Source organism: Pelosinus fermentans DSM 17108, from assembly GCF_000271485.2.
Taxonomy (GTDB): Bacteria; Bacillota; Negativicutes; order DSM-13327; family DSM-13327; genus Pelosinus; species Pelosinus fermentans.
In genome coordinates this window covers 1,228,584-1,241,755 of record NZ_AKVN02000001.1, presented here as the reverse complement: position 1 = coordinate 1,241,755, position 13,172 = coordinate 1,228,584, and the positions used below count along the sequence as shown (strand labels likewise).

General features: G+C 42.0%; 12 protein-coding genes. 5 read left to right on the top strand and 7 right to left on the bottom strand.

The genetic code is table 11. The features are described 5' to 3' along the window. The first annotated feature begins 137 nt into the window (after positions 1 to 137). The 5 genes from FR7_RS05440 to FR7_RS05420 all read left to right on the top strand — a co-directional run bounded on the left by FR7_RS05440 (position 138) and on the right by FR7_RS05420 (position 6,007). Entirely contained in the window at positions 138 to 803 is a 666-nt protein-coding gene (locus FR7_RS05440) for a response regulator transcription factor (protein ID WP_007931591.1), read from the top strand. Next, positions 800 to 2,344, top strand: coding sequence for a sensor histidine kinase (locus FR7_RS05435; protein WP_007931592.1), 1,545 nt, complete (start codon positions 800 to 802; stop codon positions 2,342 to 2,344). Before FR7_RS05440 ends, FR7_RS05435 begins: the two co-directional genes overlap by 4 nt. A gap of 73 nt (positions 2,345 to 2,417) precedes the next feature. After that, entirely contained in the window at positions 2,418 to 2,894 is a 477-nt protein-coding gene (locus FR7_RS05430) for a hypothetical protein (RefSeq protein ID WP_007931593.1), read from the top strand. A 235-nt stretch (positions 2,895 to 3,129) separates the two neighbouring features. After that, entirely contained in the window at positions 3,130 to 4,020 is an 891-nt protein-coding gene (locus tag FR7_RS05425) for a LysR family transcriptional regulator (RefSeq protein ID WP_007931594.1), read from the top strand. Positions 4,021 to 4,318: 298 nt separating this feature from the next. Then, positions 4,319 to 6,007 (top strand): methyl-accepting chemotaxis protein, encoded by a 1,689-nt coding sequence (locus FR7_RS05420; protein WP_007931595.1) that lies wholly within the window; start codon positions 4,319 to 4,321, stop codon positions 6,005 to 6,007. A gap of 152 nt (positions 6,008 to 6,159) precedes the next feature. Here FR7_RS05420 and lpdA read toward each other — a convergent pair whose 3' ends face one another. The 7 genes from lpdA to FR7_RS05385 all read right to left on the bottom strand — a co-directional run bounded on the left by lpdA (position 6,160) and on the right by FR7_RS05385 (position 12,960). After that, positions 6,160 to 7,560, bottom strand: a complete 1,401-nt coding sequence (lpdA, locus tag FR7_RS05415) for a dihydrolipoyl dehydrogenase (RefSeq protein ID WP_007931596.1) — start codon at positions 7,558 to 7,560, stop codon at positions 6,160 to 6,162. Between the two features lie 36 nt (positions 7,561 to 7,596). After that, positions 7,597 to 7,902, bottom strand: coding sequence for a DUF6506 family protein (locus FR7_RS05410; RefSeq protein WP_007931598.1), 306 nt, complete (start codon positions 7,900 to 7,902; stop codon positions 7,597 to 7,599). A 26-nt stretch (positions 7,903 to 7,928) separates the two neighbouring features. Beyond that, a complete protein-coding gene (gene lipA / locus FR7_RS05405; protein ID WP_007931600.1) occupies positions 7,929 to 8,786 on the bottom strand; it encodes a lipoyl synthase in 858 nt (285 codons plus the stop codon). Beyond that, positions 8,740 to 9,468 carry a lipoyl(octanoyl) transferase LipB gene (lipB, locus tag FR7_RS05400; protein ID WP_007931602.1) on the bottom strand — a complete coding sequence of 243 codons (729 nt, stop codon included), beginning with the start codon at positions 9,466 to 9,468 and terminating at the stop codon, positions 8,740 to 8,742. The genes lipA and lipB overlap by 47 nt, the downstream gene beginning before the upstream one ends. Before the next feature lie 28 nt (positions 9,469 to 9,496). Then, positions 9,497 to 10,720, bottom strand: coding sequence for a dihydrolipoamide acetyltransferase family protein (locus FR7_RS05395; RefSeq protein WP_007931604.1), 1,224 nt, complete (start codon positions 10,718 to 10,720; stop codon positions 9,497 to 9,499). 192 nt (positions 10,721 to 10,912) lie between these two features. Then, positions 10,913 to 11,881 carry an alpha-ketoacid dehydrogenase subunit beta gene (locus tag FR7_RS05390; RefSeq protein WP_007931606.1) on the bottom strand — a complete coding sequence of 323 codons (969 nt, stop codon included), beginning with the start codon at positions 11,879 to 11,881 and terminating at the stop codon, positions 10,913 to 10,915. A 113-nt stretch (positions 11,882 to 11,994) separates the two neighbouring features. After that, positions 11,995 to 12,960: a thiamine pyrophosphate-dependent dehydrogenase E1 component subunit alpha gene (locus FR7_RS05385; RefSeq protein WP_007931607.1), complete on the bottom strand. Its 966-nt coding sequence runs from the start codon at positions 12,958 to 12,960 to the stop codon at positions 11,995 to 11,997. Positions 12,961 to 13,172 lie beyond the last annotated feature (212 nt).

The following is a 13,172-nucleotide window of genomic DNA, read 5'->3' as shown; positions in this document are numbered from 1 at the left end:
TTAATTATGAAGGAATTTTGTTACAGTTTTGTTACAGAAATTTATACAAATATAGCAATTCATTGACATCTTCCGTCATACTCTTTATGCTAAAAATAAAACTATGAATGCCGTAGAGTCATAAGGAGGTAACACTCATGAATAAAACAATCTTAATTGTTGACGATGAACTGCGTATCAGGAAACTGATTGCTGATTTTCTAGTCCGGGAAGGTTATAGCACCCTAGAAGCTGACAATGGACGCGTCGCCTTGGAGCTCCTGGCAGCAGAACAGGTGGACCTGATCATTCTGGATGTTATGATGCCAGAACATGATGGTTGGACCGTATGCAGAGAGCTTAGAAAGAAAAGCAATATTCCTGTCATTATGCTTACAGCTAAAGGAGAAGAAGTAGACCAGCTTTTTGCTTTTGAAATCGGTGCCGATGAATATGTCACTAAGCCCTTTAGCCCTAAAGTGTTAACAGCTCGTGTAAACGCATTATTTCGCCGCATAGAAAGAGAAAAAGCCATCGTATATGATGGCTTAGAAATTAATACAACAGCAAGACAAGTATCTATAAATGATCAATTCCTGGATTTAAGCCCTAAAGAATATGAACTCCTTACCTATTTGACCGAGAATAGCGGTAAGGCATTAAGTCGACAGCAAATCTTAAATCAAGTGTGGAGTTATGATTACTTTGGTGATCTGCGAACTGTAGATACTCATATCAATCGGCTGAGAACCAAGCTAGGAGATAAAAGCGCACTTGTCCAAACTATCAGAGGATATGGTTATCGATTCGAGGCCGAAAAATGACGGTTTCACTGCGTGCAAAACTCTTTATTATCTTAAGCGGCTTGGTGTTATTTTTTGTACTTATGTTCTTAGGGCTTACCCATGCTGGCTTAGAAAGATTTTATATTTCACAAAAAAAAGAAGCTCTTATTATTAACAGTACCAACTTCGACCTTTTATATCAGGGCAATCCAAAGGAAATGTCTTTGGAGCTGGAGCGGATTACCAATACATTAGGGGCAGCCATTATTATTTTCACCAAAGAAGGACAGGTCAAATATAGTTCCTTTGGTCCCCTTGTGGATCAAGATCTGTCTAACCCATCCCCTCCTCCTCCCTTTATCTCCAATGCTCTTAATAATCCTGCCCTTTCTCGTACCACACCTCCCCGCTTTCCTCCCGGTCCTCCACCTATCATCAAAAGCAGAGAAATCATTGATAACCGCACCATTTTGGAAATGGAGCATGACCAAGATTTAAGGATTGATTTTATGGTAATTCGCCATAAAATGACAAACGATGACATTCTGGTTATAAAGCAGCCCCTGGCATTAATATCTGAAAGCGTGAGTGTCGCAGCCCAATTTATTATTTTTACGGGCATACTCTCTGTTGCAGCAGGCTGTATTTGGGCCTTTTTCTTTGCGAAACGATTTACCCTGCCCATCATAGAACTGAATCGCATTGCACAAAGCATGTCACAGCTTGATTTTTCTCAGAAATGTACGATCAACCACAACGATGAGATTGGCGAACTAGGTAAAAGCATTAACCACTTATCCTATCAATTGGATACAGCCATCTCAGAGCTCAACCAAAAAAATCAGCAGCTCATGGCAGATGTAGAAAAGGAAAGAAAACTGGATACAATGCGTAAAAACTTTGTATCCAGTGTCTCCCATGAACTAAAAACTCCCCTTTCCCTCATTTTAGGATATGCAGAAGGCTTAAGAGAAGATGTGGCACGGGATGAGGACAGTAAAAACTATTACTGCTCTGTCATCATTGACGAAGCAGAAAAAATGGATAAATTAGTAAAAGATCTGCTAAATCTATCCCAAATTGAATCCGGGTTCTTTCAATTAAGCAGAACCACCTTCGATCTTTCCCTGCTTCTGCACGATATTCTCCTTAAATACTCTACCATTTTGGCAGAAAGAAACATTCTTTTGGAAATGGACAGCATCCATCCCTATGCAGTAAACGGGGATGAACTCCGCATTGAGCAGGTATTGCTCAACCTCTTTACTAACGCCATTGATCATGCCGAATTTAAGAAGACCATTAAAATCTGGGTAAAAGAAGCAGACAATCACATCAGAGTTTTTATTTATAATTCAGGACGCCCCATTCCAGAAGAAAGCCTCGAAAAAATATGGACGAGCTTTTATAAAGTAGACAAAGCTCGAACCAGAGAGTACGGCGGTTATGGTCTAGGCCTATCCATTGTCCGCGCAATCCAGGAATTACACGGCAATCATTATGGTGTAAATAATGTGGAAGATGGTGTTGTTTTTTGGTTTGATCTTACCAAAGCAAAAAATATAGGAAATCTATACTAGTCCGTAACTAAATTGTAACATTTTTCCTTCATACTAATCTCAAGGAAGCCACTTATATAAAGGAGAGATTCAAATGAAGCAATATTTCACAAAAAAATTGGTTAGCGGACTGATTCTGGGATGCCTTGCATTATCAGTTGGAGCAGTCGCCTTTGCTCATGATAGACAACAAGAATTCATGCCTGGACCAGGTATGAATCACCGAATGCCTAATCCTGAAGACAGAGAAAAACATATGAAAATTTCTATGGATAAATTAGTAAATGACGGTACCATCACGCAAGAGCAAGAAGATAATCTGATTAAATTTTTCAAAGAAAAAGATACACAGCGCAAATCAGAAATGGAAAAAACGAGATCCATGACTCCTGAGGAAAGAGATACATTCTTCAAGGAAAAGTTTAATCAACCTCCAGACATGACCAAAGAATTAAAGGACGCTGCAGGCTTATCTGATGAGCAAGCCAAAGCCGTAGACGATGCACTGCGTCCTCCTCATAGACCAGGTCCTGAGGGCGGTCCATGCTGCCCTAAGCTGCCTACTCCCTAACCAGTACAATCAAAGATATTCAAATAGCCTGCGCTCTTATTTTCTAAGAGTGCAGGCTATTTTTCATGACTACCTCACTCTAAGCTCATACCTGCAGAATATAAGAACGTTAAACTAAATTGACTATCGGATAAATTTTCTCTGGCAGATATGCATCACGTATAGTATATTTAAGTGGATATCACCCGCTTAACGTACAATGCTATGTATCGAATAATTATAGGAAGTGGTTCAATTGACTATTTCAAAATATGAGATTTTCAACACAATTGTTGAACTTGGCAGCTTGACCAAAGCCGCTGAAAAACTTCATCTGACACAATCAGGTGTAAGCTATGCAATCTCTACTCTTGAATCCGAACTGGGGTTTTCTTTGCTTAAAAGGAATCGTTCCGGTGTAAGTCTGACCAGCAATGGGGAACGTATTCTTATATTTATTCAGAAAATTTTGCAGCAAGAGGAACTTCTACAGCAAGAAGTAATCTCAATTAAAAGCTTAAATACAGGCACTGTTCGTTTAGGAACATTATCCAGTGTCTCCATGCAATGGCTTCCTGGAATTTTATCTCAGTTTCATGAAGCGTATCCTCTTATCGAAGTGAAAACCTATTTAGGATGCTATGATGAAATGAGCGATTGGATTTCAAACAGCACCATTGATTTTGGATTTGTTTCATTGCCCACGTCTAAACCATTTGAAGTGATGCCTTTAAAAAAGGATAAGCTGGTCGTTCTCCTGCCACCTGACCACCCTTTGCAGCATCAAAAATTCATATCTTTCAATCAACTAAGAGGTGAACATTTTATTATGCCTCAATGGGGTAGTGATGACAATATTAAGCGGCTTTTACATGAGAACAAAGTGAAACTGCAGGTCAAATATGAACTAATGGAAGAACGTACTATTTTTGCAATGGTGCAAATGGGATTAGGAATCAGTATTCTTCCTGAACTAATTTTAATTAATATACCTGGAGACATTCATATCGTTGAATTAGAAAAAACGGATTACCGCATCTTAGGATTAGCTTCCCTTTCTATGAAGAATATATCTCCTGCTGGAAAGAAGTTTATTGCTTGTACCCGTTCCTGGCTGCGAGAGCATAATTTCCTTGATTTTGAATAATCAAATTACCTGCATTCTCCTTATTAATCCTTATATTTAGTATTTTAAATAATTATTAAATACTAATAATTATTGACAAGTATATTTTATCCGTATAAAATATACAATATAATCATGTAAGAATCTATTAACAGCAATCATCCATTAGCTAAGTCTAAAGTGACTGCTAGGTTCCATCTGTAAATGACATGATGATACCTGGTAGTTTTTTGTTTTTTAGAATTCAAGAAAATCAAACTATTCTTTATAATAGTGAAATATAGCAATTACTTACCACTAAATTGAAGGAGGATATTTTATGAAATGGACTGTAGGCAAAAAAATAGGCGGAGGATTTTCCCTTGTCCTAGCTCTTGTTATTCTGATGAGCGGTTTTACCATTTGGAAAATAGGTGAAATAACTGCAAATTATCACACATTTAGTAAACTAAATATCGAAAAAATGGAAATGGTCCAAGGCGCAGCCGCTGATATTGCCAATGAGGCCGTGACCATGCGTCGCTTCAACTTTGTTGGCGATCCAAATGATATTCCAGTCTACAATGACTATAAAACGAAATCAAATGACCGCTTGAAATGGTTAGAAAAAAATCTTAATACAGGAACAGGAAAAGAATACATTACTTCTATAAAGCAAGCAAAAGAAGAATATGAAAGAATCGCTGAACTATCGATGGCCGCCAAACAAGCTGGTAAGTCTGATGAGGTCGCTCATTATATGGCTGAAGCAGGAAGTCCCTATAAAGCTACTATGACTGCTACAGAAAAATTAACCCTCGAGACAAGAACCTATGTCGCCCAAGAGCAAGAACAATACGCGAAAGATGCTAGATCTTCTCAAGTCTTTTTAATTGTTATCAATATCATTGTCATTATTGTATCTAGTATCATTGCATTTTTCATTTCTCGTAATATTTCGCGCCCCGTACATACTGTTGCTGAAGTTGCCAGCCAAATCGCCGCTGGAAACTTAGCCGCCGACACAATAACCTACCAATCAGAAGACGAAATTGGACAGCTTGCCGATGCTTTTAATAAAATGCGTACGAATTTGCGAACTGTCATATCCCAAGTATCCGTCTCTGCAGAACAACTTGCCGCTTCATCAGAAGAATTAACGGCAAGTGCAGAACAATCAGCTCAGGCATCTACGCAAGTAGCTATATCCATTATGGAAGTAGCTACGGGTACGGAAGCGCAAGGGCGAAACATTAATTCTGCGGCAGCAACAGTTGGAAATATAACAACAGCGATTCAAGAAATCGCCAGCAATGCCGGCATTGCCACTGGAATTAGCGACCGGGCTGCTGCTGCTGCACAAAATGGTGGAAACTCCATCGAAGCGGCCATCCAACAAATGAATACGATTAATCAAACCGTTACAGAATCTGCTAAAGTTGTCACAAAACTAGGTGAACGTTCCCGAGAAATTGGTCAAATCGTTGATACCATTTCCAATATTGCCAATCAAACAAATCTGCTGGCTTTAAATGCAGCTATTGAGGCAGCACGGGCAGGAGAACAAGGCAGAGGTTTCGCCGTTGTAGCAGAGGAAGTTCGCAAACTGGCAGAACAATCCCAAGCAGCAACGAAACAAATTGCATCACTCATTCAAGAGATACAAAATGAAACAGACAATGCAGTTACTGCTATGAATGACGGAACCCGTGAGGTGAAACTGGGTACCGATGTAGTAAATACTGCCGGCGGGGCTTTTACGGAAATTTCCAGTTTAGCCAGTCAAGTCTCCAGCCAAGTGAAAGATATTGCCTCTGCCATTGAGCGCGTAGCTGCAGGCAGTGAAGAAATGGTTGTCTCAATCCGTGAGATTGAAACCATTAGCAAGGAAACAAGCGGGCAAACACAAACCGTTTCCGCGGCCACGGAAGAACAATCGGCTTCCATGGAAGAAATCGCCTCCTCCAGTGAAGCACTGGCCCATCTAGCTGAAGAACTGCAAGTAACAATCGCTACGTTCAAACTCTAGGAAAAGCACTTCACAAATTCAAAAAATAAAAACGTTTTGAACCGCGAAAATACGAAGACTCTGAAGAACACGAAGGTAAAATATCTATACTCCTTCGTGTCCTTTGCAGCTCTTCGCGATCTTCGCGGTTCATTAATTCTTTATATTTTTGATTAAAGTATTTTTGCTCCTGGGGGCCAATGGATTGCATTGCCGCTCACGCTGAGCGCTGCCTCGGCGATTCCTTCACTCATTGTAGGATGGGCATGGATTGTTGCAATGACTTCATCCACCGTTGCTTCCAGATTCATTGCCAGTGCTATTTCCCCAATCAAATCAGTGGCTCTTGGTCCAAAAATATGTCCGCCTAGAATTTCTCCGCTTTTTTCAGCGACAATTAATTTAATCAGACCAGACTCACATCCTTCAATGAGGGACTTTCCATTTGCCAATAAAGGAAATAAACCAACTTTATAGGATATCCCTTGAGCCGCTGCTTCATCTTCCGTAAGTCCCACACCTGCAGCTTCTGGAATGGTATAAATGCAAGAAGGGATGACTTTAGGATTGTAGAAAGGACGATGACCTAACGCATATTCAACGGCTGCAACGCCTTGGGCAGATGCTGCATGTGCCAGCATCATCTGCGCATTGCAGTCGCCGATTGCATAAATATGAGGTATATTCGTTGCAAAATATTCATTTACAACAATTTTCCCCCGCTCCGTCTGGATTCCCACTTCTTCAAGCCCCATATTATGAATATTGGCCTTACGCCCTGTGGCCATCAAAATATATTCTCCTGCCACTTCATGGTTTTTACCAGCAGTTTGCACTACGGCACTTAATCCGTTAGAGGCTGGCAGTATTTCTTTTAATCCTGCTTCCAGCATAAAATCGATGTTGCACTCTGTTAACTTTTCCTTTACTCTCTTGGCAATTTGACGATCTACCATCGGTAATATTTCCGGCAGCATCTCGACAATTGTGACCTTTGTACCAAAAGAGCTATATAATGATGCAAACTCTGTACCAATAACACCACCGCCAATGATAACCAAGGACTTTGGCACTTTAGGTAAACTCAGCGCTGCCGTACTGTCAATGACTCCAGCACTATTTGCACCGGGTACAGGGATTTTACTGGGAACAGAACCGGAAGCCAGCACAATAATATCTGCATCAAGAGTTACTGTAGTCTCCCCTACCACCTGAACTTTGTGGGCATCTTTCAATACTGCCTGCCCACTATGAGTCTTCACTCCATGGGCTTTTAAGAGTCCCTTTACTCCTTGAACCAGGCGATTTACAATCGTATCCTTACGAGCCATAAGAGCTGGCCAATCCAAGGATATTCCTTCGACGCGCAGTCCATTATTTGCTTCTTCCTGCACATTGTGGTACAGCTTGGCAGTATGGAGAAGGGCTTTGGTGGGAATGCAGCCCACATTTAAACATGTCCCACCCATTTTTTCCTTTTCAACAATATGAACCTCAGCCCCCAGTTGTGCCGCGCGAATGGCTGCCACATATCCCCCGGGACCGCCTCCAACAATAATTACTTTTTTTTTCATGTTTTCTCTCCATTTGTTTTTTTCTATTACTTAGAATTAGCTGAAAAGATCATCACCGCTTTTAAAGCCAAGACCGGGATGGATATCAAAACGAACCGCTCCCACATTTGCTTTGTTCTGGGCAGCCTTGGTAACCGCAGCCGTTCCAATACTGCCAAAACCACCACATAATTCAAGAGATGTAATTCCCTGATCTACCAGCTCTTTGGCAACGTGTTCAGCTTCTTGATAGTCTTTGACTCCCACTACCGTTAAGTGAACCTCGGGTGTTTTCACAATCGATCGATGGTGGATAGGATCAGCCTCTGGGGCTATAAATATAAAGGCAGCTTGAAGAGCCATACTATCTACCTCCTACTCTTTTTTGATTAACTACGAAAGGTTTTTGCATAACATTGTCCGGCATGATAGGAACTCCGCACCATTGGACCGGAAACAACTTGGCTAAAGCCAATCTCATATGCCTTCTCTTCCCACATTTTAAAAGCAGTGGGATGGATATATTCCATAATCGGGTGATGCTGGGCAGACGGGCGAAGATACTGTCCAATAGTCAGGATTTGGCAGCCCACTGCTTTTATATCAACCATGGTTTGCAGCACCTCGTCATGTCCTTCTCCCAACCCAAGCATAATACCCGCTTTGGCAATATTTTTACCACTAGTACTAACCCGTTTGAGTAGTTGAAGAGACCGTTCATAAATCGCCTGTGGCCGCACATCTTTATATAAGCGTGGCACGGTTTCGATATTATGACTAATTACCTCTGGCCCCGCATCAATAATCTGCCTTAGTGATGCAAACTGTCCCAAAAGATCAGGAATCAGCACTTCGACTTTCGCTGTCGGCAATGCCTGACGAATCTCCTGTATGGTTTTAGCAAAATGTCCTGCACCACCATCAGGCAAATCATCTCTTGTGACAGAGGTTACCACCACATAGGCAAGGTTCAGCTGCTTGGCAGACAATGCCACGGCCTTAGGTTCTTCCCTGTCCACAGGCAAGGGTAACTGCCCATGCTCTACGGCACAAAATCGGCAATTGCGAGTGCATATGTTTCCCAAAATCATAAATGTACAAGTCTTCTGGGAAAAACATTCTCCGATGTTGGGGCAATTTGCACTTTCACATACCGTATGCAAATTGCCTGCATTCAGCATAGACTGCATCTGGGCAAGATCATCCTGATTGGGTGCCGGAACAACTAACCATGCCGGTCTCAGCATAGTGGACCATCTCCTTTATCCGCTCTACACTCACTAGCTCTGTTTGTATTTCAAATAATTCTTCAAATTGTTTTCGCAATTGCCTCCGTACCGCTCTAGAATCTACCGTCTCCAATATCCGGGACATAGAGGTGACTCCTAAAGAAGTAATACCGCAAGGCACAATAAAGGAAAAATGTGTTAGATTGGGGCAAACATTTAAAGAAACGCCATGCATCGTAACCCATTTTCGGATCGCAATGCCAATTGCCCCAATTTTTTGATCCTCAACCCATACTCCCGGATATTCTTTTTTGCGCGTCGCTGCAATCCCAAAACACGCCAGTGTTCTAATCAATAATTCTTCCATTTTGTTGGCGTAAGCATGAACATCCTTCTGCACTCCTGTTAAACCAATGATAGGATAACAGATCAGTTGTCCCGGGCCATGATAGGTAATATCCCCGCCCCGGTTTGACTCAAACACTTTGATGTGCTGCTCATCTAATACCTGTTGACTGACTAATAGATGATTGGAACTGCCTTTTTTTCTTCCTATGGTAAAGCAAGGCTGATGCTCAAGGAGAAGCAGCGTATCCGGGATAGCGCCCAGCTGCCTGGCCCGATTTAGAGTCTCCTGTAAATGAAGAATTTCATCATAACTGCAAACTTCAAGTTCTATACAGTATCCCTTGCGTCCCATTCTGCATCCTCCTATTCTAGATCCATGGCTAAATCAAAGCTTGATATGGTTTTTTAATCAGTTTTAAGAGTAATCCTAAAAATTCAGCGGCAGGCGCCCCATCAATGACGCGATGATCAAAGGATAAAGAAAGTCCGATCATTGGTTTAATTACAATTTCTCCATTTTCTACTACAGGTGTGTCTACCGTTCTGCCTACTCCTAAAATCGCTGCTTCCGGCTGATTGATGATAGGGGTAAACCAATCAACGGATTGATAAGCGCCGATATTCGTAACCGTAAAGGTTCCTCCCCGCATTTCCTGCATACCTAACTGATTATCTCTTGCCCGCAAGGATAAGTCTTTAATTTCCCGGCTAATTTGAGAGATGGTTTTGATATCTGCATTTTTCACTACCGGTACAACTAACCCTTGATTAATGGCAACAGCCACCCCTACATGGACTTCTTTATAATTTCTAATATTTTTGTCAACCAATGCGATATTAATATGTGGCGACATTTTAAGTGCCACAGCAACAATTTTCACCAGCATATCTGTAATGGTGATCTTAACTTCCGCTTCTTCATTAATGGTTTTTCGTAAGGCTAGCAATGCAGAAAGATCCGTGCTGACATGGTAATTGACTTTTGGTGCAACGGACCAACTAAGGGACATATTATCACCGACGGCTTTTCGCATGCCGGCATAAGGAGTCAGAGTAAAGTTCTCTTGCTCTTCGATGGGAGCAGGGCTGCCAATGCTCTTTGGTGTGCTTGCCTGCTGGGAATTGCCACCTTGGGCAATAAATGCAAGAACGTCATCTCGGACAATGCGCCCTGATGGACCGGTACCAGTAATCTGCGTAAAATCCACATTGTTTTTCTTGGCTAACTTGCGGGCTAAAGGAGAAGCCTTCACTCTATTTCCCGTAACTTCCTGGCTGCCACTATCTGCCTGCTTCGTTTCGGAAATCACTGGCTCTGCAGCAGGTGCTGCTTTGCCGGCAGTTTTTGCACCTTGAACTACTTCACCTTCCATACCAATCACACCCAGTAAAGCACCAATGGGAAGTTCTTCTTCCTCTTGGGCAACAATCCTGAGCAGCACGCCATCCGCTGGAGCATCAATGGTATTGGTCAGTTTATCAGTCATAACCTCCAGAATAATATCTCCCTTACTGACTGCATCCCCTTCATTCTTTAGCCATTTCACGATGGTCCCTGTTACCATAGACAGACCCATTTTCGGCATAGTAATTTCTACTGCCATATGTTCGCACTCCTTTATCATTAAAAGTTTCAGTCTCAACGATTCTTCTCACCCTTACCACATTAGAAAAAAAATACGTTGAAACGCGAAGACGCGAAGATTTGAAGATTAGGAATAAAATTCATAAAAATATAAGCTCTTCGTGTTCTTGTACTTCTTCGCGACCTTCGTGATATATCGTTTTTTACAAAGCTAAAATAAGCTCTTTACTGCTGCTATGATTTTGGTTTCGTTGGGTAAGTAAACGGCTTCTAGTTTCGCATTAAAGGGAACGGGGATGTCAAGAGCAGTGACCCGCACGATGGGAGCATCGAGCAAATCAAAACCTTCTTCCACAACAATGGCTGCGATCTCACCAGCAAAGCCGCTGGTACGAACCGCTTCGTTTACCACCACGAGTCTGTTTGTCTTCGCAACAGACTGCAAAATACATTCCTTATCTAAAGGAACCAGCGTACGCAAATCAACGACTTCTGCACTAATTCCTTCCTTTGCTAATTGTTCAGCCGCTGCTAATGCCTTGTGAACCATCCATGACCAAGCTACGATCGTTACATCCGATCCTGCTCTTTTTATATCTGCTTTGCCCAGAGGAATGACATATTCACCTTCCGGTACCTCACCGCTCATGGCCAGCAGCTGCTTATGCTCAATATACATGACAGGGTTATCATCGCGAATGGCTGCCGCCATTAAGCCTTTTGCATCGGCTGGGGTTGAAGGCATAATTGTTTTTATCCCGGGTATATGAGTGAACCATGCTTCTATACATTGAGAATGCTGAGCCGATGCCGTCATACCGCCGCCGCAAGGAGTCCGTACCACCATAGGGACTTTTGCTTTGCCGCCAAACATATATCGCATCTTTGCAGCCTGATTGAACAATTCATCCATGCATACACCCATAAAGTCAATGAACATAATTTCAACAACTGGACGCAGTCCGGCTGCCGCCGCACCAACAGCATGACCGACAATCGCTGTTTCGCTAATCGGTGTATCAAGTACCCGACCAGGAAATTCATCAAATAATCCTGCCGTAACTCCAAAGCAGCCCCCAAATTTTCCTACATCTTCACCTGCAATATATACGTTGGCGTCCCTTTGCATTTCTACTCTCATACCATCCCGAATGGCTTCGGCATATGTCATTTTTTTCATTTTCTTCATCCTTTCTTTGTTCTATATCAATCAAACTACCGATTCTAAATAGCAATCCTTAGGAAAGTCATAGCCTATATCCCTTTCCTCGCAGACCAGCAATGCAGCGGCAATCAGGGAGCATACACATCGGCCAGAACATCTTCTGGACTTGGCTCGGGACTACTTTCGGCAAATTCAACCGCCGCATCAATTTGCCCTTGTATCTGTTGTTGTATTTCCTTGAGTTCCGTATCCTTGGCAAATTTCAGGACCTTTAATTTTTCTTCTAATTTTAGTATGGGGTCTTTTTTCAACCACTCTTCTTGTTCTTGGGCATCTTTATATAAACCGGCATCTCCTTGGAAATGCCCATAATGTCTCCATGTTTTGCATTCAATTAAGCTTGGGCCTTCACCCTTTCTTGCGCGGCTGATTGCATCCTTTGCCGTTTCATAAACAGCAGCAACATCATTACCATCAATTGTAACTCCCGGAATACCATAGGATATGGCCCGCTGAGAAACATCCACAATATTCATATGATCTTTCTGATTCATAGAAATACCAAAACGATTATTTTCACAGACGAAAATCACTGGCAGCTTCCAAACGGATGCCAGATTTAATGCTTCATGAAAGGTACCTCGATTGGAAGCAGCATCACCAAAAAAACATACGGAAACTGCATCATTCTTTAGATACTGATTCGCAAATGCTGCACCAACAGCAATGGGCTGTCCTGCGCCAACAATACCATTGGCCCCCAAAATACCCAGCTCCACATCCGCAATATGCATGGACCCGCCTCTGCCTTTACAATAGCCTGTCACTTTAGCAAACAGTTCGGCCATCATCTTATCCACTTGCCCGCCTTTGGCAATTAAATGACCATGACCTCGATGAGTACTGGTGATATAATCTTTATTTGTCAGGCTGGCACATACGCCTGCAGCCACAGCCTCTTCCCCGCTATACAGATGAACAAAGCCAGGAAGCCTGCCTGCTGCAAATAATTCGGCTGCCTTATCTTCAAATTTACGGATTGTCAGCATTGTTTTATAAAAATCCAATAATTGTTCTTTCGTAACATCGCCCATATCATAACCCTCCTAAACTATTTTGACTTTTCTTATTACTCAGACATTTTTTATGAATGCTCCAATCCTCTCCTCCCTTGTAAGTAATTCGCTCGTAAGCTGCTTTTAATTCTTCACATACTATTATGTTGCAATTTTCATACCAACTCTTTACAGATAATAAAAACGCTATCGAACCACAGAGGCGCAGAGAACACAGAGAAGGAATAGAT

Bases quoted from the DNA above. Each gene is read 5' to 3' on its own strand.
- FR7_RS05420 (WP_007931595.1), top strand. From the start codon at position 4,319: ATGAAATGGACTGTAGGCAAAAAAATAGGCGGAGGATTTTCCCTTGTC.
- FR7_RS05390 (WP_007931606.1), bottom strand. From the start codon at position 11,881: ATGAAAAAAATGACATATGCCGAAGCCATTCGGGATGGTATGAGAGTA.
- FR7_RS05410 (WP_007931598.1), bottom strand. From the start codon at position 7,902: ATGGCTCTTCAAGCTGCCTTTATATTTATAGCCCCAGAGGCTGATCCT.
- lipA (WP_007931600.1), bottom strand. From the start codon at position 8,786: ATGCTGAGACCGGCATGGTTAGTTGTTCCGGCACCCAATCAGGATGAT.
- lipB (WP_007931602.1), bottom strand. From the start codon at position 9,468: ATGGGACGCAAGGGATACTGTATAGAACTTGAAGTTTGCAGTTATGAT.
- FR7_RS05435 (WP_007931592.1), top strand. From the start codon at position 800: ATGACGGTTTCACTGCGTGCAAAACTCTTTATTATCTTAAGCGGCTTG.
- FR7_RS05430 (WP_007931593.1), top strand. From the start codon at position 2,418: ATGAAGCAATATTTCACAAAAAAATTGGTTAGCGGACTGATTCTGGGA.
- FR7_RS05395 (WP_007931604.1), bottom strand. From the start codon at position 10,720: ATGGCAGTAGAAATTACTATGCCGAAAATGGGTCTGTCTATGGTAACA.
- FR7_RS05440 (WP_007931591.1), top strand. From the start codon at position 138: ATGAATAAAACAATCTTAATTGTTGACGATGAACTGCGTATCAGGAAA.
- lpdA (WP_007931596.1), bottom strand. From the start codon at position 7,560: ATGAAAAAAAAAGTAATTATTGTTGGAGGCGGTCCCGGGGGATATGTG.
- FR7_RS05385 (WP_007931607.1), bottom strand. From the start codon at position 12,960: ATGGGCGATGTTACGAAAGAACAATTATTGGATTTTTATAAAACAATG.